General features: G+C 50.3%; 16 protein-coding genes. 8 read left to right on the top strand and 8 right to left on the bottom strand.

Features of this window, described 5'->3' with window-relative positions; genetic code table 11:
* Nucleotides 1-17: 17 nt before the first annotated feature.
* Together ACZ5ZZ_RS10515 and ACZ5ZZ_RS10520 are read right to left on the bottom strand one after the other, a co-directional pair.
* Entirely contained in the window at nt 18-1151 is a 1134-nt protein-coding gene (locus ACZ5ZZ_RS10515) for an alkaline phosphatase D family protein (RefSeq protein WP_464131023.1), read from the bottom strand.
* A gap of 45 nt (nt 1152-1196) precedes the next feature.
* Entirely contained in the window at nt 1197-1997 is an 801-nt protein-coding gene (locus ACZ5ZZ_RS10520) for a helical backbone metal receptor (RefSeq protein ID WP_464139278.1), read from the bottom strand.
* Between the two features lie 132 nt (nt 1998-2129).
* Here ACZ5ZZ_RS10520 and ACZ5ZZ_RS10525 point away from each other — a divergent pair, with 132 nt between their 5' ends.
* Both ACZ5ZZ_RS10525 and ACZ5ZZ_RS10530 read left to right on the top strand, forming a co-directional pair.
* The gene (locus ACZ5ZZ_RS10525; protein WP_464139280.1) at nt 2130-3422 is read left to right on the top strand and encodes an enoyl ACP reductase FabMG family protein; all 1293 of its coding nucleotides are present in this window, start codon (nt 2130-2132) and stop codon (nt 3420-3422) included.
* Nucleotides 3423-3424: 2 nt separating this feature from the next.
* Entirely contained in the window at nt 3425-4267 is an 843-nt protein-coding gene (locus ACZ5ZZ_RS10530) for an MBL fold metallo-hydrolase (RefSeq protein WP_464117175.1), read from the top strand.
* Nucleotides 4268-4271: 4 nt separating this feature from the next.
* Here ACZ5ZZ_RS10530 and ACZ5ZZ_RS10535 read toward each other — a convergent pair whose 3' ends face one another.
* On the bottom strand, nt 4272-4988 hold the full coding sequence (locus ACZ5ZZ_RS10535) for a hypothetical protein (RefSeq protein WP_464117176.1): 717 nt from the start codon (nt 4986-4988) through the stop codon (nt 4272-4274).
* Between the two features lie 69 nt (nt 4989-5057).
* On the opposite strand from ACZ5ZZ_RS10535, the gene ACZ5ZZ_RS10540 reads away from it, so the two are divergent.
* From ACZ5ZZ_RS10540 to ACZ5ZZ_RS10555, 4 genes are read left to right on the top strand one after another with little or no spacing between them, the layout of a single operon-like run.
* Complete coding sequence (locus ACZ5ZZ_RS10540) at nt 5058-6200, top strand: phospholipase D-like domain-containing protein (protein ID WP_464139282.1); 1143 nt, start codon at nt 5058-5060, stop codon at nt 6198-6200.
* Nucleotides 6201-6250: 50 nt separating this feature from the next.
* Nucleotides 6251-6856: an ATP/GTP-binding protein gene (locus ACZ5ZZ_RS10545; protein WP_464117178.1), complete on the top strand. Its 606-nt coding sequence runs from the start codon at nt 6251-6253 to the stop codon at nt 6854-6856.
* Nucleotides 6856-8634: a hypothetical protein gene (locus tag ACZ5ZZ_RS10550; protein ID WP_464139284.1), complete on the top strand. Its 1779-nt coding sequence runs from the start codon at nt 6856-6858 to the stop codon at nt 8632-8634. Before ACZ5ZZ_RS10545 ends, ACZ5ZZ_RS10550 begins: the two co-directional genes overlap by 1 nt.
* A gap of 12 nt (nt 8635-8646) precedes the next feature.
* Nucleotides 8647-9378, top strand: coding sequence for an SGNH/GDSL hydrolase family protein (locus ACZ5ZZ_RS10555; RefSeq protein WP_464117180.1), 732 nt, complete (start codon nt 8647-8649; stop codon nt 9376-9378).
* A 3-nt stretch (nt 9379-9381) separates the two neighbouring features.
* On the opposite strand, the gene ACZ5ZZ_RS10560 is transcribed toward ACZ5ZZ_RS10555, so the two are convergent.
* The 5 genes from ACZ5ZZ_RS10560 to ACZ5ZZ_RS10580 all read right to left on the bottom strand — a co-directional run bounded on the left by ACZ5ZZ_RS10560 (nt 9382) and on the right by ACZ5ZZ_RS10580 (nt 17559).
* Nucleotides 9382-10104, bottom strand: coding sequence for a hypothetical protein (locus ACZ5ZZ_RS10560; RefSeq protein WP_464139286.1), 723 nt, complete (start codon nt 10102-10104; stop codon nt 9382-9384).
* Complete coding sequence (locus ACZ5ZZ_RS10565; RefSeq protein ID WP_464139288.1) at nt 10101-12836, bottom strand: PKD domain-containing protein; 2736 nt, start codon at nt 12834-12836, stop codon at nt 10101-10103. The genes ACZ5ZZ_RS10560 and ACZ5ZZ_RS10565 overlap by 4 nt, the downstream gene beginning before the upstream one ends.
* A gap of 390 nt (nt 12837-13226) precedes the next feature.
* Complete coding sequence (locus ACZ5ZZ_RS10570) at nt 13227-15173, bottom strand: response regulator (RefSeq protein ID WP_464131034.1); 1947 nt, start codon at nt 15171-15173, stop codon at nt 13227-13229.
* A gap of 86 nt (nt 15174-15259) precedes the next feature.
* On the bottom strand, nt 15260-15730 hold the full coding sequence (locus ACZ5ZZ_RS10575) for a hypothetical protein (protein ID WP_464117184.1): 471 nt from the start codon (nt 15728-15730) through the stop codon (nt 15260-15262).
* A 32-nt stretch (nt 15731-15762) separates the two neighbouring features.
* The gene (locus ACZ5ZZ_RS10580; protein WP_464139290.1) at nt 15763-17559 is read right to left on the bottom strand and encodes a SpoIIE family protein phosphatase; all 1797 of its coding nucleotides are present in this window, start codon (nt 17557-17559) and stop codon (nt 15763-15765) included.
* 151 nt (nt 17560-17710) lie between these two features.
* Here ACZ5ZZ_RS10580 and ACZ5ZZ_RS10585 point away from each other — a divergent pair, with 151 nt between their 5' ends.
* Both ACZ5ZZ_RS10585 and ACZ5ZZ_RS10590 read left to right on the top strand, forming a co-directional pair.
* Nucleotides 17711-19882 (top strand): FecR domain-containing protein, encoded by a 2172-nt coding sequence (locus tag ACZ5ZZ_RS10585; protein ID WP_464139292.1) that lies wholly within the window; start codon nt 17711-17713, stop codon nt 19880-19882.
* Nucleotides 19879-21828, top strand: a complete 1950-nt coding sequence (locus ACZ5ZZ_RS10590; RefSeq protein ID WP_464131038.1) for an ATP-binding protein — start codon at nt 19879-19881, stop codon at nt 21826-21828. Before ACZ5ZZ_RS10585 ends, ACZ5ZZ_RS10590 begins: the two co-directional genes overlap by 4 nt.
* Nucleotides 21829-21937 lie beyond the last annotated feature (109 nt).

The following is a 21937-nucleotide window of genomic DNA, read 5'->3' on the forward strand; positions in this document are numbered from 1 at the left end:
GAAGGTGGGCTTTTGCTTTAAAGATTCAGACTCAAAGACTCAACAGGCTGATTGCTTTCATCCATCAGCATCAGCTTCACTTTCTTCTTCTTCCAGTCCCATTCAATCAGACCGAAGTTCAAAGCAGACACCGCTTTCCCAACATAGTGGAAATCATCCTCGCGGGTGGTCGTGGCGCCATTCAAAGGACCCACTGTCATATCGTACAGCGGCCCATAACCTTCCAGCAGATCCACCTTACCCAAGGAGCCAAAACCACGATTGCCACTGACTACCACGACTTTATGAGCCTTGGTCGCACGCAACGTATCGAAGAATTTCTGACGATCCAGCGGGAACAAACCCCATCGCTCCCACCCTCCTGAATTTGCCGCCATCTGAAGAGGTGACACGATCACGCGGTATTCGGCGTCCTTGCGCAACTCTGATTCCAACCAAGCCCACTGTCCAGAGCCCAACAAAGAGTCCGATTTGTTCCAGTTCTTTTTAAATTCTCCGTCGGTGCCCGCACTCAACCAAGGTGTCGCATAGAAGCGTGTGTCCAGCATGATAAACTGCACCCGTTTCCCCGGGGCCCCCAGGATCACCGAGTGCTCCACACCCCGGGCTGTGGTGGGTTGAAGTTTACCGATGTACTTCCAGTAGTCCAAAAAGGCCTGACGATTTTCATTCTTACCCTGGAAGCTGGAATCCCCGTTACGAATTCCGAAATCCAGCTCATCCCATACAGCCATAAACGGCACTTTGGCGCGCAGATCGCGGTACTCGGCAATCTGATCCAGTTTTTTGTATTGCGCGGAAAGAGGTTTTTCGTCATAGCGAACCGAGCTGACTGAATTTCCGGTGAAGACCACGACATCGGGTTGACTCTTGGCCACTTGGGACCACAGCTTTTGTTCCTGATCCTGCTGAGCACAGCAGACAAACGCCACACGATGCACACTTTGAACCTGACGAAGATCCTTTTGCGGAAGCTCGGATTGATAGTTGGACTCAGCTTGCATGCGCATCATTTTCAATGTCAGGGATTCTGGCGCCTGACTTTTTTCAGCGCAAGAGCTTGTCAGAAAAGTTGCCAGTAATGCCCAAGAAAGACGAGATGCCCAAGACGACATTTCCATAACGTGCAGATCCTTCCACTTAGAATTCATTCTTGAAATCAAGAGTTTTAATTGTATCTTAACAACTGGCTCTGTCTATGAATTCTTCGCGTAAGCCTCTTTAAGGAACTCCAAACTGCGGACGCCAAACCAGGAATAAGATTCCCCATTGACGACAGCGCCGTCGATGTTCATGGCTTTAAGCTCCGAGATTTTTTTCTGAAACGGAAACGGTTCCGAAGAAAACAGAGCAAAGGCGTGTTTGAAGTCCTCAATCTCGATCACCGGGTATTTTTCCCCCTCGGGGAAGCTGACTAATTTTGCGCCTAATTTTTCCAGCACCGAGCCGATATAGGTTTCTCGGCTGACCGTCATCCAGGGCTTCTTCCAAATCAGATACAGGACTTCATCATAATCACGAGAGGGCGGACGCACCCACTCTAAAAAACCCGGAATCCTTTGCATATTCCACGGAAGCGGCGGGGCTTCGACTATATCCAGGGCCTCCACGGACATTTCCATCAGGGCCGGATTTTCAAAGTGCTCTCCCAAGCGTGCCAATTCTTTTTGCAAGGTCGCCAGTGAAGACACATGCGTGGCAAGATACGGAACGGGACATTCTTCTGCCATCTCAAGTGGATTTTCCTCTTGATCCAGCAGGACCAAATCCGGCTTTAGATCCGCGACCAGATCCCAGGAAACTTCCTTGGTGCCGCCGACGATGGGAATATTTGTGATCATTTTAGGGGGATGAATACAAAAGCGTGTGCGGCCAACAACCTGCACTCCCGCTCTTAACAGTGTTTCGGTCCATGACGGAACCATACTCACAACTCGCACTGCATCCTCCCTGAAGCACTTCATTTGTACCTCGTGGCATCCGTTTTTACAAGGCATCAGCAAGAGCCCCCTCCCCAGGGCGACGACGAAGCAACGCAGCTAAAAACGGATACCACCAGGTACAAATTCAAAAAACTTGACCCATCCCGGGGGTCGGACAAGTATGTCGGCTTATATTGTGAGGTATTTATGACGCAACTATTCCCTCTTCATGAAAAACCGGCTTTGAGCCCCTACAAAAAAGGCGACGTCCTTGTTTTGTTCGGTGAGCTTTTCACGCGCGGATATGCCAACGGTTTGGTTGAAGAAGCTGAGCGCCGTGGAATGACAATCGTTCGTGCCACTGTGGGTCGCCGTGAAAAAGACGGAAGCCTGCGCCCTTTGACTGCTGAAGAATCTGAAAACATCCCCGCCCCTTTCATCAACGTCCCTCTGGAAGCGGGCTTCGACCTGGAACCTGACTCTAAAGGCGTTACTCCATGCGCTCAACTTGAGGGCGTGAAAATGAGCGAATGGGATCAGGTGCAGTTGGACTGGGCTTCGATCGAAGAATCCCACAAAAATGGCGTGGCCAGATTCAGAAAAAACACAGAACAGTTCCTGAAGGAACTTGAGAAGCACATCCCAACAGGTGCCAATGTTCTTTTTGCGCACTTGATGGCGGGTGGCGTTCCTCGGACTAAAGTGATCATGCCGGTCCTAAACCGTGTTTCCAAAGGAACCGGAGACCGCCATATTTCTTCAAAAACTTTGATGGATTCCCAGATCGGTCAACTTTGCCTGAAGAGCTTTAACGAAGTGACTGCGGAAACCTTCCGCCACCTGATAGAGTTGTCAGCCCCTTTGCGCCAGAAACTAGAAAGCCAGGGGTCGCATGTTTCCTATACGGCCTATGGCTATCATGGCACCGAGGTTCTGATCCGTGGTCAGTACAAATGGCAAACCTACACCTGCTACTTCCAAGGCTGGGCAAAAATGGCCTTGGAAAAGCATGCAGAAAATTTCGCAAAACAAGGTGTTCATTGCTGCGTTTACAACTGCCCAGAGATCCTGACGAACTCCAGCTCTGTCTTCCAGGGTGTTGAAGTGTCACTTTATCCTTTGCTTGCAGCTATTCAAAAAGACGCCGCAGACAAAGCTCATGCTGACCAGGTTCTTAAAGCCTGCAAAGAGCTTTTGAAAGACGACGTCACCTTTGAACAGATCATCAAGTTCACCGATGACTACCTGACCAACAATCTGACTTTGGAATTCACAAAGTTTGAGCAGTGGCCACAACACTCCCGCCAGGACCAGATGGAATACATGCTGTCCTGCTCTGACTATCTTTTCGATCTGCATAAGGATCCAAAGAACCTGATCACGGCGGTGTTAAGCGAAGTTGTCTTCAAATCCTGCGGTTATATCATGCTGCATGATTCCTGGAAGCCGAAGAATCCTGTTGCCTGGATCGGCCACGATATCGTGGCTCGCTGCATGTAGTTATGTCAGTACAAGCCGGAGAGAGTTGGAGTCATAGCAAATACAAATTCCATGGGCTGTCGCTGTCGGGCATCCGCACAGCGATTTCCATGCCCGAACTCTCTTTGAGCTTTGATGTCGCTCAGGGCTACCCCTTCCTTTTAAACTTAAAGCAGTTCTTTATCTCTCACGGCCATCTGGATCATGCGGCTGGAGTTCCCTATATCATCTCACAGAAGGCGATGACCTCACAGCCCGCTGGCAAGTTCTACATGCCAGGGTCTTTGGTGGAGCCACTGGATCAGATCATGAAGATCTGGGAAAAGATTGAGGGCCATCAGTACAACTACGAATTCATCGGCGTGCGTGCCGACGATGAGATTCCTTTGAATGCGCAATGCTATATCAAGGTTTTTCCGACCACCCATCGCATCGAGTCCTACGGTTATACGCTTTTTGAAATCCATAAGAAGTTAAAACAGGACTATCTGGGTTACACTCAGGAGGAAATCGTCGACCTGCGCCGCCAAGGGATTGAAGTCAACGAGATCACCCACATTCCGGTGGTCACCTTTACCGGCGACACACAGATCGAATTTCTGGATTCACGCCCCTGGGTTCGCCACTCAAAGATTCTTCTGATGGAAGCCACTTATCTGGACGAGAAAAAAACCATCGAACACGCCCGCACCTGGGGCCACACTCACATTGACGAAGTGATTCCCCGCCTGAATGACATCGAAAGTGAAAAGATTGTTTTAATTCATGCTTCCAGCAGATATTCCGACAGAGAGGCTTTGCACCTTCTGAAACAAAAAATCCCGGCTGAACACCGGGATCGTGTGGTCCTGTTCCCAGGACGCTAAACTTCTAGAACAGATCACCCAGATCCAGCCACAGCTTGCGGGTTTTCATTTTCTTCATACGGAAATGCTCCACCCACTCGGAAGAAGAACGTTTCTGCCAGTTGGTTGCCAGGTTTGCTGTGAAGATCAGCGGACTGTACCCCTGCCCTACCAAATCTCTTGGAGCGCGCAGGGCTGTTAACATCTCAGGCCCATAAAAACCAATCACCGGGAACAAACGATCTCTTTCGCCCAGCTCTCCGATAATCAACGCCCCGTGAACTTGCCCCAGGATCGTGCGACTCAAAGGACTGGACGCCTCGGAAGCACGAGGCCCCCCGGCCGCGCCAACAATCACCAGGCCGGAATCTGCTTTTTTATTTAGCAAATCCACCAGCTCTTTATTGGCATCGTTGACCTTCATGTTGAAGTCAAAAAACACAAAACTTGCACCTTCTGGCAGGGACTCCAGGCGTTCTTGCAGGGATTCCATGTCCACCTCACCCGTTTTGGTGTAAGGCGTGTAGTTCAGAATCTCACATCTTTTGCAGGACTTCACAAAATCAGCAAAGACAGGTTTTACTTTTAACTCAAAGTCTTCAGCTTTGTTTTGCCCAAAATAAATCACGGTCGTCTTCGCAGAAGGAAGTGCTGCCTGAGCCCATGTTGCCCCGCAGAACCCTAAACTCAAAAGACCACCAACCAGAACTCTCTTCAGATTCTTTATGTTGCTTAATGCCATAAAGTGAGTGTGCCCTCCCCCGCGCTTTGCTGTCGACTTTTTTAATAAATTAATGAACAATTGCGACATATGGAGTCATGGAGCCAAGCTCAAATATTCTACACCGGTGACGACTATTTCCACAGTCTGATCCAAGATATAAGGCAGGCTCGTCGCAGCGTCACCATTGAATCTTACATCTTTGCAGAAGACAAACTGACCAAGACCATTCTTGCTGAACTGAAAAATGCGCGCGAGCGCGGCTGCACCATCAAAATCGTCGTCGATGGCTTCGGCTCTTACACCTCTATTCCCTTTCTGGATCGCTATTGCACAGAGAACGGCATGGATCTGCGGGTCTTTCACCCTCTGCCCTATCCAATCTTATGGGCTCATCAGTTTGTATTGAAGTATTCGATGCGGGGGTCCTTGCTGTTTCGACGCGTGAATCGCCGCACCCATCGCAAAATCACTATCATCGACGAAACCCGCGCCTACCTTGGCAGTCTGAATTTCACCGAAGTTCACTGCGCAAGCTACGTTGGCAACAAAGCCTGGCGCGACACCGGTGTATGGGTCGAGGGCGAACCGGTCAAGCGCCTGGTGCTGGCCTTTCAAATATCTTATCTGCGCACATTTATGAAAGGTCTTTTGGGCTGGGTCGGCCGCTGGAAACTGCACGAGGATCCTGCCCGGGAAGTCTTGCGCCTCAACACCACCCAGCGCCTGCGCCGCAAGCTGTATCGCGACCTGCTTCGTCGACTGAGCCAGGCGCAATCACGTATCTATTTGACCACCGCCTATTTTTTACCACGACGGTCCCTGCTGCGGGCCCTGATGAAAGCCGCGCACCGTGGAGTCGACGTGCAGTTGCTGATTCCCGGAAAGTCTGACGTCCCGCTGGTGAAGTGGGCTGCGTTTTATATTGTCCGTTTTTTATTGCAGCGTCAGGTTCCGATCTTCGAATACCAGAAGTCCATTCTGCACGCCAAAACAATGATCATCGATAATGAGGCGTTCATAGGCTCCTTTAACCTCAATCACCGCAGCATCCTGCATGATCTTGAGGTCGAAGTCATTTTGAACGACACGCAGAGTGTACAAAGCATGCTGCAACAGTGGAAACAGGATGTCAGTGACTCCAAGGCTGTCTCAGAAAAAGACTTTGCCACCCCCTCCTGGCTCACACGACTTCTTTACAAAATTGCCTTCAGACTGCGTTACATGCTCTGAGACTGTTTTTTACTTTGACCTCGTGCGGGATTATTAGGGACCATAGAGGAATGGATTCATCAGTTAAAGTCGCGATCACCGGGGGCCCCTCTGGGGGGAAAACAACACTTATCGAAGCCTTGAAAAAAGAGCTTGGTCAGCGCTGTGCGGTCGTCCCCGAAGCCGCCAGTATTTTATACCGTGGGGGTTTTCCCCGCTTTAAAGACCCGCAAACGATCGTCCATGCTCAACGAGCCATTTATGCCACCCAGTTTGAGCTTGAGGCGATGATTTCATATGTCAGCCAAAAGAACCTGGTCGTGTGTGACCGGGGCTCTTTAGACAGTGCGGCCTACTGGCCAAGCACCGCGCCGGTGGATTTCTTTACAGCTCTAAACACCACCAAGGAAAAAGAGCTGGCGCGCTACGATTGGGTGATCCATTTAGATACTGCTTCGGCGGAATACTACGACGCCTCCAACCCGATTCGCACAGAAACCTTCCAGGAAGCCTGGGACCTGAACAGTCGTATCAAAGATGCCTGGAGCGGGCATCCCCGCCGCGTGATCATCACTCACAACGAGGACTTCCTGTCGAAGATGACAACTTCTCTGGCGGTGATTCGCGCGATCATGGCACATAAAAGTGCGGAAGAAATCAAGAAGGAGCTTTTGTAATGAGATTGCTTTTAGTCTCTCTGCTTTGTCTGCTCTCTGCCATCCCCACATGGGCTCAAAACCGATCCAGCAAACTGAAACCTCTGTACTTTCAGGCGGACAAAAACAATCTTCAGGTCCTGCCGCAACGCTTTGAGTACACCCTGATGGATGAAGATCGTCTGAAGGTCGGTGACATCCTGATCGACACCACCGAGGTCACCTTCCAGATCGAACCCTCCCCTGCTAAAAAAGGTGCTTATCGTATTCGCTTCACCTGGCCTGCGGGTTTGATCAAAGAAGGCGAACTTGCGATTAAAAACAATTCCGGCAAAGCGATTTTCAATGCGGTTCTGAACCGGGACAACGTAAAAATATCCCAGGCCGAGACCACCAGTGAAGAAGAAGGCCTGCGCTCGGAAAAAGCGGACTTCGTGGCTGAAGAGGTCGAAACCAGCCTGGTGGACGACATGAAGTATCTGCCGTTCATGGTTTTCTGCATTTATCGTGAAAGTGACGAAACGCGTTTGTACCTGTGCTCCAACGAACTGTACCTGAGCTCTCAGCAGGGGCAAATGACGGTCAAAGCCCGCTCCAGCACAAAAAAACCGGCACAGATTGAAATCAACGGCAAGGTCGTTGGCAATCAGGGGATCATTTATCTGAATGACCGCAGTGAAAACGTCGCCTTCCGGGCCGCGACTCGCAGCGGGGCCTTTCTGGAAATTGAGACTCGCAAAAAGGATGTGGATTTTAAAGATGCCGTGGTTTCTGATGATGGCGAACGCCTGATTCTGACAGCCTCCGGAGCCGAGCCTGTCGACGAAAAGAAAGTTAAAAAGATCTCGGACACCGAATGGCAGATCGCTCTGCCTAAGTCACGTCCGGTGCTTTTCCTGAAGGGGGACGGCGACATTCCAATGCGGCAGGAGTTTTATATTCGTGGCCAGCTGCCACGGGAAAAGAACCGCCCTTACCTGTCTGCCCGCTCGGCCGTGAGAACATATTCTTCCTCGTTGAGCTTTAATGGCGTGGCTCCTGCCGGAGTTTCCGTCAAAGTTCCGGAAAACGACAAAGCCGCGCAATTGGAAATGTCCAAAAAAAATCAGTTCGTCTGGACTGTGCGGGATATCCCTGCTGGCGTGGAAAACCGCCGTTATCTGAATGTGTCTGCCGATGGACACAATTTTGTTGTCGGCAATGACGTCTTCCGCGGTCAGCCTTTTGGACTGGGTTTGGGCGGACGCTATCAAACCCCTTCGGGTGTGGCCTACGGCACTCTGGAATTCCAGTGGTGGATAGAAAACTTTATGTGGATCAATGCCGACTGGTCGCGCTTCCACTGGGGTATGGCCCTGGAACGTCAGCAGCAGTTGATTGAAAAAGATGACTTTGCCAAAGCAGACCTGACCACCGTGGAACTTTTATGGAGAGCTCATGAAGGCTTCCATCTGGTTGATGCCTCCTGGGGATTGTCTTTACCTTTACAGATGATCCAGGCAGAAAGCGCCAGCGCCACCTCTTTTGGCGTCGGGGCATTCATGGTCAACAAGCCACACCGCTGGTTCAGATCCCTGATGGACTGGTCTGAGCTGAAGCTGCAATATTATGCCGGCTCTTCTGGCAGTGATTTTAAAATCAAGTCGGCTTATTCTTTAAAAGCTCAGGCCTATGTCCATCTTTCCAATCAGTGGTTCTGGCGCTATGGGTTGGACCTGAACGAATACAAGTTTGATCCCTCCGCCGCCAAAGAAGAAATGCAAATTGGCGTGGGGACCAGTTTATTCTGGAAGTTTTAACAAAGGCCTGTCATGAAAAGTTTTTTACTGCTCAGTCTTCTGGCTCTGACCTCGTCCCCGGCTTTTGCAGAATCCTTTGAACGTGTTCTGCTTTTGGGGGATTCCCACGCCTATGGCAAATATGGCGAAATCCTGGATGCGCATTTTCGGACCAGCGCGAAGCAGGTGACTTCTTTTTCCAGTTGCGGATCTTCGCCTTCGACCTGGACAACAACTTCTGCCAATTTCAAATCCACAAACTGTGGCTTCTGGAAAAAAAGTGCGGCCGACCGTGAAATCCGCGTGAAAAGCCACAAACTTCCCTCCTTCAGCACCGAACTTCAAAACCTGCGCCCACAACTGACCGTGATCACTTTGGGCACAAACATTCTGGGCAGCCCGGGGAATATCGCCTCTGAAAAAAAACATATTGAAAGCATGATGAAGGCCATCCGGGCCCAGGGATCGGAATGTGTTTGGGTGGGGCCGCCAGATCTGGCCAAAGCTCCATTTAGCAAAAATCTGCAAAGCGGAGTGGAGGTGATCAAGACGCTGGCGGAAAAAAATCAGTGCCACTTTATTGATTCAACCAAGCTAACCCAGTATCCCGCTGGCAAGTCCGATGGAATTCATTATGGGCCGAATGATTCAGCCAAATGGGGCCGTTCGGTTATTGAGAAAATAAACGACTTAAAATTGAAAGCAGCTGCGCGAGCCTCATCCCCGACTCCGGCCACGGGCCACACCCCGACCGGCGTTCGTTAAAAACTACTGCTGCTGGGAGGCCTGCAACATAGCAGATTCAGCTAAGTTGCTTTGCTGCTGATTTTGGACGTTCACCCAGATCTTTTCGCTGACCGGACCAGGCAGCAGTCCATTGATACTTCTTTCTGCAGCAGGATCCACGGCCGACCACTGATACAGGGCTTCGGCCTTCACTCCCGCTAAAACTTTGCGATCCATTTCACTGACCGCCGTGTTTTCCACGGTGGGGTCGGCAACCACGTTTTTCAGAATCTCGATAGCAACCGGACGCATGTCTGTGTTGAGGGCCTCAAAAACAAAATCCAAGGCGGAATTTTGCATGGCCTGAGACGACTCATCAACCGGGGCCGTCTTCATCAGAGTTTCCAGACTGCGCAGGAAGTTTTCATCTTTCAACAGACGGCGTTTAACCAATTTGTCTGGTTCCAACAGCAGAGCTTTACGGCTCAGATCTGCATACCTCTGCAGATCCCGGCTGTACTTATAGTCCTTCCAAACAGCCAGGACTTCAGATTTTACAGAGCTTGCCGCAGGATTTTCCACTTTTCCTGCAGCCACAGCCTTTTCTTTTTCCTTATCCATCGGACTGACTGCCGGTGCTTCCTCCCGAACCGGCGTCGCCTGGGACTCCGTCTCGGGGTTTTTTCGTGATTGCGAGTACAGAGTCAAACCGACACCCAAACACGTTAAGGATACGGACAGAATAATCAACGTTCTCGTTCTCATTTGCCAAACACTCCACGCGTCATGTTGTTGCGGAAGATTGTTCTGTTCATTTCTTTAGCTCCGGCATTTTGGAAGAACGCCGAACCGTTCAGATAACCATTGATCAAAACCACGTTCTTGTGAGGCGCATTGGACTGTACGAAGACATTATACACCTTACCGAAGTGGTTGATTTCGTCGATGGACACGATCGGGTCCAGAGTGCCGCCACTTTGAACCAGAGCCTCGCCCACTTTGAACTCTTCAGCCACCTTCATGGATCCATCCTTATCCAGGATTGGATGGTTTTTCGTCACACGCAGTTCACGACCCGACTTCATTTTGAAGATCAGAATTTCATGATCACCATCCACCAGTTCAGACACCCACTGATCCACCTTGGTTTTCACAACCGAGTTCTTGGTCAGGGCATCCGCGGACTGCATAGTTCCCACGTAGGCCGTTTGCTGAGTGAAGGCATCAATGAAGGACATATATTTCAATTTCTTGCTGACGACGTCTTCCGCCAGGATCTGCTGCTCTGGTGTTGCGCAAGAAGATACGCAGACCGTTGCCACATAGGCGGTTGATGGCATCGTACAAGGAGCATTGGCTTTTTTCGGAGCAATCCATGGTCTTTCAGGATTGTAAGCGCGATCCATGAAGGTCGCATACAGTTCCTGACCCGCAGAACCCAAACCGACTTTTTTACCGCCCACACTTACTTTGACGTCAGCAAAGTTTGTCAGGAACTCTTTGATCACTGGCAATTCATCCTGACACTTCACCATCCAGTCATAGCGACCCTTGGCTTCCGTGTTGCTCAAGCTGTCCTGAGAACAGCGGCGCGCCACATAGTCACGGCAGTACTTCTCTTCAACCCAAGCGCCTGGAACGGCCACTTCGCTTTCCAGTTGCACCGAGTGATCGATACATGCAAAGGTCTTCGTCGTCACCACTTCACGGGTCTTCACAATCACACCGATCTGATTGGCAGGACATACGGAGGAGCTGTTAGCTTCTTCCAAAGTCGTTGTGGACGTTTGACTGCGAACCGCCTCAGGATTGGCATCACACAGACGCTCTTCCACTGGCATCACCTGGTCTGCACAGCGGACGTTGTCCACTTTGGTGCCTTTGTCGTCGACACAGATGAAGATGCGGTTTTGCTTGCCACCACAGTCTGCCGTACAGACCGTGAACTCTTCCGTTGGGACATACTTATAAACCGGACACTTGCCTGCTTCTTTCATGGTGCCTTGACGAGTGTTGGAACTCACGATGCTGCCATCCGTACAAGTCTGATCAGAAATTTCAGTGTAAAGATCAAAGAAACCTTCTTCACCGAAAGAACATTGCAATGGAACTTTCACTTCACCTGTCACCACACCGACTTTCACAGTGCCGTGTGATCCAAAACTGCCACAACCCTCATGACAGATGATTTGAGTGTGTGACACTGATCCTGACAACACACCGTTACTGCAGGTGCGGGTCTCACTGACCTCAGAACAAGAGTTCACCGGGGTCGATGTGGAATACATCACCTTACTGCCGCCGTCTGGCAATAGACTGCCGTCTGGAAGTTGGCAGGACTGACCAAGACATTCCCCTTCATTGGTCACTTCTTTGTTGCGTGAAACCTCAACCCAGGTCAGTTTTTCAACCACCAGTTTGCATTCCTCTTTAATACGCTCCCGGTAAGAGACTGTTTTCTTGCCGTTCAGACCACAAGCCACTTCCTCAGAGGAAATTTCGCCTTGGGATTCACGAATGGCGCCCTGTTCGGTACAAGCCATCGGATCCACGGGGACTTCGGGCTCCGGATCAATAACAAGATCCTTGATCACACGGATATCATGATCCAGGGTCACCCACGGTTCCTGACTGCTGCCCAGATAAAGAGTCGCGGTCACATGGTAACTTCCCTCTGCGGCATAAGCATGGGTCACAGATTGATTTGCTGCCGTGCCACCGTCACCGAAGTTCCAGCGGATGGCCCCCACTTTATCAACCAGACACTGGGGAATAAAGACATGCATCGCTGTTGCAATATTTACCTTGGCTTCACTGGCTCCAGAAATCGCCAATTGCTCAACACAGGCCGCACCGTCCATATACATAAGGACATTCACCCGGTGAGTCAGATTGCTGACTTTGCCATCAGCATGGGTCACTGTGATTTTCATTTGGTAGGTGCCCTCTTTATTGAAGGCGTGTTCCACGGCCGATGAAGTGGCCACAGCCGAGCCATCACCAAAATCCCAGGCCACAGACTGCACCTGAATGCTTGAAGGAACAATCAGTTCAAAACGAAGCGGATTGTAAACGAAGCCTGCCTGAGGTCCTGCCACTTCAAGCTCCTGATTGACGACGGTTGTGGTGATAGAAGCCACCTGTGCATCAGAAGAAGAGGTCTTTTCCTGAGCTGTCACAACATAAGATCCGGCAAGTTTAAACACGGAAGTCGCACCTGTGGCACTGGTGCGTAGACGATTGGAACCAGCCGCCTTCCAGGTTACGTTTTGGCTGTTAATACAGTGCCCCGCCTGATTCAAGGAGTAGCTGACAGCACTTCCTGCGTCCGCAGCAGACTCACCCACAATGGTCAGTTCATCCGAAGTGGATTTGGAAACTGTTCCCACACATGCGGAAGCGGCTTCCATCGTTTCTGAACCTTCACCTAACGAATTTTTCTGACATCCTGCTAGAACTAATAAACCCAGGGGCAGTAAGATTCTTCCGTAGTTCATCGGCGACTCCTTGCTTGCTACCAACAATGTTGGCAAGCGCAAGAAAAAATCTCCATACTTTTAGCACAAGCGGGTCAATATGATTTAGTGGACTCGTCAACAGTTCGACACTAAAAAAAACAATTTCCAAATGTTCAATTTATCGTAAAAACTTTATTCAATCCCCTCTGAATAAAGCCCAACTGGCACACAAGTTGTGGCAAAGCCACCCACAAGCCCAAGACGCGAAGTTGCAGGGCGAAAGCCCGCAACCAGCCAAAGCCCCATTTACGGAAAAAAGCGATCAAAACAGTTCAGCCGCAAGGCGGAGGATGGCCCTCGCAGCGCAGGCGTGCTCCGAGCACGTCGAAGCGAGAAGGCCGTCTGACAACGCTGTCGGATGGACTGTTTTTATCGCTTTTTAAAGAAACCGGAGATGGCTTGTTTTAGGTCCATATTAAAGACATCCTGCTTCTTATTCTGCGAACTCAGTATAGAGAGTTCACGTCTGGCAGGAATGAAAGACGGATCCAGGGCCACACTCTTTTCGAATGATTTGCGGGCAGCGACCATGTCGCCTTTGATTTTATTAAACAGACCGATCACAAAGGGGAAGAGCGTGTCGTAGCGCTCGTCCGGCGGAACCTGCAAAAGCTCAAGCTCCACTTCTTTTAGAACAAATTGTTTTTTGGCCACATCCACGGAACCCAGCTTAGCCCAGGCGCTGTACAAATGAAGCTGATGCATTTGCGGATTCAAAGTTGCCACCTCAGCCAGGATCTCCAAAGCTTTGGCGAACTGCGTGTATTGCAGGGCTTTTTTCACTTCTTCCATCAAGGACGTGGCTTTCAACTTGGCCTCAGCTTCCGAACGCTGACTTGCCTGGCGGAACTGATCAATCTTATTGCTGTCCTTGGAGGCACTGATGGCCTCTTCTGCCAATGCGCGCACTTTGTGCCAGTAGGAATAGACTTCCGAAGCCCTGTCAGAGGGCTCCTCGCCCAGCAGGGTCATAAAGTCTGCAAGGATGGATTCCGCAGAACCTCCCCCGGTACCTGTTTCCATGTAGGCCACAATCTCGTAAGAGTTTTTATGTTCCAATTCGGCATGGATTTTACGAATAACTTTAAGCTGTTCCGCCGGATTGGTGAATGCCGCACGCTGAGCGAAGACCACAAGACCTTTAGTCAAAAGGAAGTGAATGGCCTTATAAACTGCCACTTCACTGTAGCCTTTGATTTCCAGAAGCTGAGTCAGTGTGACCTGATTGTTTAATTTCACAGTCAGCCCGTCCAGAGACTTCACCAGGGACATGGTCAACGCCGGGTGATCATCACGGAAGGTCGGACTTTTAACGATGACATTGCCTGCCCACATCACATACAGGGACTTCAACCAGCTGACAGAAATCTTCGAGGCGATCCAGTCATGCAGATAGTAAGAAAGTGTGTCGGCATCAATGCTCGGGTTGCTCATCTCCACTTCAGCAGAGGCAAAGTTCACCCGGATTTTCTGGTCCACAATCGTGCGCACCAGACGGATGTTCATTTGCTCCATCAGGATCAGGTCGAACGCGTGAGGGCTTAATTGATTGTTCTGAATAAGATAGTTTCCGATCTTGCGGTTGTTCTTGTCGCGCAGGGCTTCCTGCACGTCTTTCGGAGTTGCGTATCCGCTTTGAATCAGCATTTCACCCAGGAAGGTGGTGCGATCATCCACGTCCACACCGACAATATTCCCGTTACAGAACGAAATACCGGAAACCGAGCCATCGGAATTATAGATATTCAAATAACCACTGCTTTTGGTCTCTACCAATAGCGAATACAGGAATGGCAGGTCAAACCCGCTGACTTCCTCAATGGACTCGATGACTTTACGTTTCTGACGACTGGTCACCGTCGGGTTGGCAAACATCTGATAGAGCTTTTTGCGTGCAGTGGATTCCTCACGGCGAGGCGCCTCTTCCTTCTTCACGATTTTCAGCACCTGCTCCATATCGAAGGGCTTTTTCATGAAGGCCACGGCCTGAGTGCTCTGTGTGGCTTCCTGAATGAAGGCTTTGTCCGTGTAGATACCGCTCATCAGGACCACTTTGAATTTGGCTGCAGGATAATTGGCACGAGCCTGCTTGATAAAATCAAGCCCCGTCATCTGAGGCAACAAGCAGTCGCAGAACAGGAATTCCAGACCGCCATTGGCCGCCAAAATCCCGTTGGCTTCATCCGGCCGACTGGCGGTGAAGACAGAATGACCCGCACGACTCAGAATCTCCTTCAAAGAGTTTCTGACCGTCTCATCATCTTCTAAAATGAGGATCTTTGACTTTCCTTGCTCCACGTTTCCTTGTCGGCTCACTCTTATGTTCAATTTAGAACAAAAAACAAAAAGCGGGACTGATGTTCAGTGCCCGCCCTCAGAACTAGACCTTCGTCTGCTGTTTCTTACTTTTTAAGGAACTTAAAGTATTTAGATTCGATGACATCCATTTCCATTTCGTTACCTTCCTCATCCTTCACGGAGGCTGGAGGTGTCACCCCGCCTTCGGTGAACTCTGTCCCATAACGGAACAGGACGTTCTTTTCAGAGCCGGAATCATCATTATAGTAAGGTACAAAGAAGGAATTCACCTTGCCAGTAGCCGGCAAGAAACCATCGACCATGTTGATCTGATCCACGATCACTTTCGGACAGTTGCTGAAGCTGATCTGCGCAGGACCTGCCGTCCCCATCCATTTGATCCATTCGCGGATACCGCAGGAGTTGATGCTTTTCAGTCCACTCAGCTCCACCTCAATCTGTGGATTGCCGCCAAGGTTGAACTGAGAAAAATCAACATCCTCATCGATGGTTCCTGCCATTTGGACAGTCAGCTTATCGGCGGCTTTGTTCATTTTTACATCGAGTTTACCCATAGTGTTCAAATCTCCTCGTTCAGATAGCAATTTTAACTAAGACCTTCATTTTTAACTACAAAAAACGTGACGTCATCGATTAAGGGCGCGCCTTGACGATGGGCTTGGAAACTTTGCGCAAATCTTTGGACCGAGTCGTTCACCCCAGGGAAATCCTTGTTTGCCGCAATCAGAGCTTTGATAAATTCACGCTCTCCCCAAGCCGCCTTGGCTGGGTCCTGTATATCAGGAATTCCATCAGTATAGAAGAACACAAGATCCCCTGTTTCAACTTGAATGGTTGTCTGCTCATAAACAGAGTCACGAGCCTGACCCAATCTGGGATTATTCACTTCATTCAAAGGAATCAGATCTTTTTTCTTCAAGGGCCCCTCACCTTTTTTCATCAGGAACGGTGCCTCATGCGAAGCATTGCAGTACGCTAGCTCACCGGTTTCCAGATCAAACGACGCCAGGAAGAAGGTCATCATGATGCGGCCCTTGGAAACATCATAAATGGAACGATTCAAAAGCTCCAGCGCCTTGGCCGGAGTGATATTGAGTCTTTCAATGATCGTCGAAGCTGATTTCGCCGCACTGGTGATCAATGCAGCTGGCGCCCCGTGTCCCGTCGCATCCCCGATCCACAGGAAGATCTTGTTGCCGATCTGACAGTAATGCCACCAGTCCCCACCACACTCACTGGCAGGCTCATAGTAACCCGCAATGGCCAGAGGGCCGATCTTGGCCTGAGTTTCAGGGAACAGCGTCTCCTGAACGGTTTTGGCCGTTTGCAGTTCGGATTCCATACGCGCTTTTTCCGCGGTCTGATCCAGCAGGCGCGAAACTTCCGCCGCCATGATGTTAAAATTATCTGCAAGACTTCCAACCTCATCACTGGACTTCACATCGACGCGGATGTTGAAGTCCCCTTCCGCCACTTTTTGGGTCGCATCAAATAACTGTGTCAGGGCCTGAGTCAGACCACTGGAGGCAAACAGACTCAAGATCACCGTCACAGAAATCAGGATGCCAAAGAAGATCAAAGACTTTCTGATCAGAATCTGAACCGCCCCCAAAGCTTTTTCTTTTTCCACGGTCGTCACAACGATCAGATCACCAAATCCCGCACGGGAAAACGACACCAGCAATTCCTTGCCATCCACCCCGCGGTCGGTTTCTGCCCCTTGAGCGATTTGCTGATTGGCGTTGGTCAAAAACTGCGGATTCACGGTGCTTTGCAGTTTCTGTCCCGGAGTCCCATCCGGTCCGAAGAGTATAGTCCCATCCGTGGAGATTAAATATAGTTTCTGAGACATCGCTGCACGGAACATCTCAGCCGCCTCACTCATTTTTACAATCACCAGAAAGACTGTATTACGGGTGTTACTTTCATCGCTGACTTTTTCCATGATGAAAACACGATCATCACTGAACGGCACCTTCACCACCCGGCGCGTGGCCTCCACCTCGGCAAAGTAAGAACTCATCTGATTCTGCAACTGAGCCAGGACACCGGCCGTTTGCCCCGGAACCTTCTCTAAAATCGCGGACTGCTCGTAAGCTCCTGTTGCCGAAGGCTTAAATACGACGATGGACTCCAGATTAAACTCGTTCTGAAAAATGGATTCGCCGACTGAAGAAAACTTCTGCTGACTTAGATAATCCTGAAAGATCGGCTTGGTCGTCCCCAGAACGCTGTTGAGCTGTGTCTTGATTTGAGCCGCCATGGTTCCTGACATTCTGCTGGAAGAATCAAAGACGTATGCGATTTTGTCTTCTTCAAAGATTCGCAGCGCCAGGATTAAATACACAGTCAGTGTAATCAAAGGCAGTGAAGTGAGGAGCAAAAGAATTTTGTATCTTATTGATAATCCACGTTTTTTCACAAGTTCATTATGCCCATTCACAAGGAACCCGAAAACAAATTCTCATATAACTTAGCCTAAGGTCCGTAAATCTCTTGTCTTTTCCAACCGATAAGCTTTGAGCAGGAGTCTTATGTCGCGTTTTGGACGAACTGAAAAGATGATCTTCACCGGAGCATTGCTTGTGCTCATGGTCTTCTCGTACTTCTTGTACGATGACTCTTTGCTATTCCCAAAAGCCAACAACAGCGCGCTGGAACTGATTGGTTCCGTGGCCGTCTCCCAGAACGATGTGCGCCGGAAAAATCTGGACACCTTCAGCTGGCTTCCGGCATCGCGACAAGACAGCGTCTATCAGAATGACTCCATCTTCACCGGCGATCGTTCGGAAGCGACCATTCAACTTCAGGATGGCACGCAAATCCGCATCGAGCCCAATTCATTGATCACCCTGAATCTGAAAAACGGTCAAATGAATCTGGATCTGCGCTACGGTAACCTGACCGGGGAACTGGCTCAAGGAGCCTCTTTGACGATCACGTCCGGCAAAGAGGAATTCAAACTCGAAAGTGCCCCCACGAACACGCAGGAAAAACCAAAGATTCGCTTCAACAAAGCCCACAGCGGCACGGTGGATTTGAAACTTATTTCCGGTGACGTGAAATACATCGACCAGAAAAAACAGACTGTGAAAGAGCTTCCGAAAAATGCCGTCGTCGCAGTCAAAAAAGATGGCGAAATCAAAACTGTGGAAAAGCCGCAGTTGCTTCTGAAAACCGCCGACAATATCAATTGGTTGCGCATCAACCCTGATGATCCCCTGCCATTTGAATGGTCTGGCAAAGGCGATATCGCCCGCTATGAACTTGAAATTTCCCCAAGCGAGGACTTTAGCACGGTGGCCCTTTCCAAAACCACCAGTGAGCAGCGCGCGGCCGTTACCGAACCCTTACAGCCTGGCCCTTATTTCTGGCGCGTTAAAACTTTTGATCGCAATGGCGAAGCGGGGGTCACGTCTGCCGCTCACAGAATGAACATCTCTCATCTGACGGGTCCGGAAATCACGACCCCACTGCAAGCCGCCCAGATCAATCTGGAACTGAAAGTAAAACCGAAGGAAGAGCTGGCCACCACCACTGAATTTCAGTGGAAGGCGCCTTCTCAACTTAAAAGCTTCACCTGGCAGATTGCTCAGGACCCCGAGTTTCAAACCATCCTAAAAGAAGGACAAACTGACTCGTTGGCGGCTTTGACTCCACGCCTTTCCAGCGGCACTTACTGGGTGCGCGTGCAAGGCCAAACCGAAAACAAAAACATATCGCCGTGGTCTGAACCCGTCTCCTTCACTTTGAATCTGGCCGCCCATAAAGAAGAGCGTCCGAATCGCCCCGTGTTGGTCACCAAGAAAGTGGAATTCAAGGCTCCATCCGCAAAAGACCGCAACCCGGCTTCCCCAGAGGCTCCGAAGCTTGCATGGAAACCGGTCCTTCAGGTGAAAGCGTATCAATTGCAAATCGCCAAAGATGTCAGCTTTGCTGAGCCGGAAAAATACGAAGTGACACAGAATCAAGTGGCGTGGTCCCAATTCAAGCCCGGCAAACACTACTATCGTGTCTTTGCCAAGGGACTCAATGGCCTGGTCAGCGAACCCAGCGAAGTGGGCACCATCGACGTCAGCGTCGGCGGTTTGACGTTGAATCCACTAAAAACCATCAGCGCCGTGGGACAGGCTCCGGGGCCGAAAGAAACACCCATTAGCTGGAGCGAAGTTCCCTTTGCCAAGTCCTATCTGGTTCAGGTGGACAAGTCGAAGGACTTCTCTCACCCACAACAAATGGAATACTCCACAAGTTCCGGCTCTTTGGTCCTGAACGATCCGGGCAACTATGCCGTGCGTGTGCAGGCATTGGATGAGGCCAATAAACCTTTGACGGAGTTTTCAAATGTGCAGGAAGTTCTTTACACCTTCCGCACCCCATTGACAGCTCCGGCCCTGATGGAGCCCTTTAACAACGCTTCGATCTTCCTGCAAACAGAGATGGAACCATTCATCTGGCTGGAATGGAAAAAGGTCGAAGGTGCAACATCCTATCGCATCGAAATCTCTGACAAGCCGGACTTCTCGCGCACGCTGATTTCCAAGTCCCTGGCGGGCAACCGATATTTGATTAAGGAAAAAGTTCCTCTTGGGAAAATCTACTGGCGCGTCCGCGCTGAAGCCAAAGGTGATGTTGAGCTTTCAGAATGGGCGGAAAAACGTGAATTCACCCTTTATCACCAGAAAAATGAGACGTTCGTAAAATGAAGATTCAATACTCTCTTTTCGACACCCTTTTGGAACCTGTCTTTGTTCTTAATGCAGAGCAAAAGGTTGTCTATTGCAATGAAACCGCCGCCATCGTAGCAGGCTTGTCCATTCGCAAGATCACAAGAGGAATGAAATTCAACGAACTGTTCCAGTTTGGTGAACCCATTGAGGCGCTGGACAATTTGATCGCTGTTTGTGATGCCACTCCTTATAAAGAAGTCACCTTCAAAGCCCTGCATGCGGACGAAGGCAAAGTGCAAATCACCCTGCAGCCCATCTTTGATTCCATGGGTGATAAAAACTGGATTGTCTTTGTGCGCGACGTGACGTTGGAAGAACGTCTGCAAAAGAAATACAGAGCCGAGCTGGAACAAAAAGAAGACGTCATCAAAGCCCTGGAAGATGCCAAGGCCCAACTTGAAGATTACAGTAAAAACCTGGAGCAGATGGTCGCGGATCGCACCCGCGAACTGTCACGTTTGAATCAGACCATGTCCGCCCTGCTGGACAGCCTTGGACAAGGTTTCTTTATCTTCAATGCCGAAGGAAAGATTCTGGATGTGTCCTCCAAAGCCTGTGAGGCCACGGTGGAATGCAAGCCAGACGGTCAATTGATCTGGGACGTTTTGAAACTTCCGGAAAATAAAGTCGAAGGCTTCAAAAAATGGATGCAGACCCTGTTTATGGAAATGCTGCCTTTTGAAGACCTTTCCTGTCTGGGACCTGTGACCTACCCGCACAGCAAAGAGCGCAATATCTCTTTGGAATACCATCCTTTGCGCAACAATGAGGGCGCAATGGAAGGTGTGGTTGTGGTGGCTTCTGATATCACATCACTGGTCGAGGCCCAAAAGCAGGCCGAACGCGAAAAGGAACACGCAAAGCTTATCATTCACATGATCAAGTCCAAGCGTGAAATCCACCGCTTTATTCAGGAAGCGCAGGGTCTGTTGCTGCAAGTGCGCGAGGAAGTCAGCAAAGACGACGGCCCCTACAACACGGAAGAGCTTTTCCGCAACCTGCACACCCTAAAAGGTGGCGCCTCCTTGTTCTCAATCAAAGATGTCGCTGAAGCCTGCCATCAGGCCGAAGGACTCTTGGCTGAGCTGAACGAGTGCTGGACCCACCCGGGCTTTATCGCTCTGCGCGGCAAGTGCTTTGAGGTCGACGAATATTTTGAAAAGTTCCTGAATCAAACAAAAGAGATCCTGGGAAGTTCCGGCATGCCGGACGAGCGCCAGATCGAAGTGGCCATCAGCAAGCTCAATCACATTGCCCGCAAGGTGGGAAGCCTTCCTGGCGGCGGCGTGGTTGCCCAGGAACTTCTCTTGGAGCTGGCGATGGAACCCGTGGCGCGTTTCATCGAACCTTACGGCGATGTGATGACTCACGTGGCAGGCCAGATTGACAAGATGGTAGCGCCTTTGAAAATCACCAATGGAAATATCATGGTGATCCCGGAAATCTACAGCAGCCTGTTTGCCACTTTCGTGCATGCCTTCCGCAATGCCGTTGATCACGGGATCGAATTGCCGGATCTGCGTGTGGATCAGGGAAAACCTGCCGAAGGGCATGTGGAAGTGACATTCAACCTGGCCCACAACACCCAGGGAACTTATCTGCTGGTGCAAATCAAAGATGATGGCGGTGGCATCAATCCAGAGCGCATTCGTGAAAAGCTCATCCAGCGCGGTGTGGATGTCGCCAAAGAAACCGATCAGGAAGTGATCCAGCATATCTTTGACAGCCAGTTTTCAACACGCGACCAGGTCACCGACATTTCGGGCCGTGGCGTGGGTATGGATGCCATTAAAAACGCGGCCGAGGATCTGCAAGGCCGTGTCTGGGTGGAATCCGTCCTTGGCCAGGGCAGCACCCTGTTCGTGGAAGTGCCGTACATCACCGAATTCCATAAAGAAAAATCCATTAAACCCGCAGCCTAAAAGGGGTGGTCCATCCGCCCTGCCGCAGCGAGCCTGAGTGACTATTAATGGTCATTTATGCCAATATATCGTCCTTTTGCCAATAGAAGAACCAGTGTCTTCCCTGCGC

The organism is Bdellovibrio sp. HM001 (assembly GCF_055397275.1).

Excerpts from the sequence above, each read along its gene's own strand:
- ACZ5ZZ_RS10560 (WP_464139286.1), bottom strand. The coding sequence starts at position 10,104 with ATGAGAACGAGAACGTTGATTATTCTGTCCGTATCCTTAACGTGTTTG.
- ACZ5ZZ_RS10585 (WP_464139292.1), top strand. The coding sequence starts at position 17,711 with ATGTCGCGTTTTGGACGAACTGAAAAGATGATCTTCACCGGAGCATTG.
- ACZ5ZZ_RS10575 (WP_464117184.1), bottom strand. The coding sequence starts at position 15,730 with ATGGGTAAACTCGATGTAAAAATGAACAAAGCCGCCGATAAGCTGACT.
- ACZ5ZZ_RS10530 (WP_464117175.1), top strand. The coding sequence starts at position 3,425 with ATGTCAGTACAAGCCGGAGAGAGTTGGAGTCATAGCAAATACAAATTC.
- ACZ5ZZ_RS10590 (WP_464131038.1), top strand. The coding sequence starts at position 19,879 with ATGAAGATTCAATACTCTCTTTTCGACACCCTTTTGGAACCTGTCTTT.
- ACZ5ZZ_RS10550 (WP_464139284.1), top strand. The coding sequence starts at position 6,856 with ATGAGATTGCTTTTAGTCTCTCTGCTTTGTCTGCTCTCTGCCATCCCC.
- ACZ5ZZ_RS10520 (WP_464139278.1), bottom strand. The coding sequence starts at position 1,997 with ATGCCTTGTAAAAACGGATGCCACGAGGTACAAATGAAGTGCTTCAGG.
- ACZ5ZZ_RS10565 (WP_464139288.1), bottom strand. The coding sequence starts at position 12,836 with ATGAACTACGGAAGAATCTTACTGCCCCTGGGTTTATTAGTTCTAGCA.
- ACZ5ZZ_RS10555 (WP_464117180.1), top strand. The coding sequence starts at position 8,647 with ATGAAAAGTTTTTTACTGCTCAGTCTTCTGGCTCTGACCTCGTCCCCG.
- ACZ5ZZ_RS10540 (WP_464139282.1), top strand. The coding sequence starts at position 5,058 with ATGGAGTCATGGAGCCAAGCTCAAATATTCTACACCGGTGACGACTAT.
- ACZ5ZZ_RS10545 (WP_464117178.1), top strand. The coding sequence starts at position 6,251 with ATGGATTCATCAGTTAAAGTCGCGATCACCGGGGGCCCCTCTGGGGGG.
- ACZ5ZZ_RS10525 (WP_464139280.1), top strand. The coding sequence starts at position 2,130 with ATGACGCAACTATTCCCTCTTCATGAAAAACCGGCTTTGAGCCCCTAC.
- ACZ5ZZ_RS10535 (WP_464117176.1), bottom strand. The coding sequence starts at position 4,988 with ATGGCATTAAGCAACATAAAGAATCTGAAGAGAGTTCTGGTTGGTGGT.
- ACZ5ZZ_RS10515 (WP_464131023.1), bottom strand. The coding sequence starts at position 1,151 with ATGAATTCTAAGTGGAAGGATCTGCACGTTATGGAAATGTCGTCTTGG.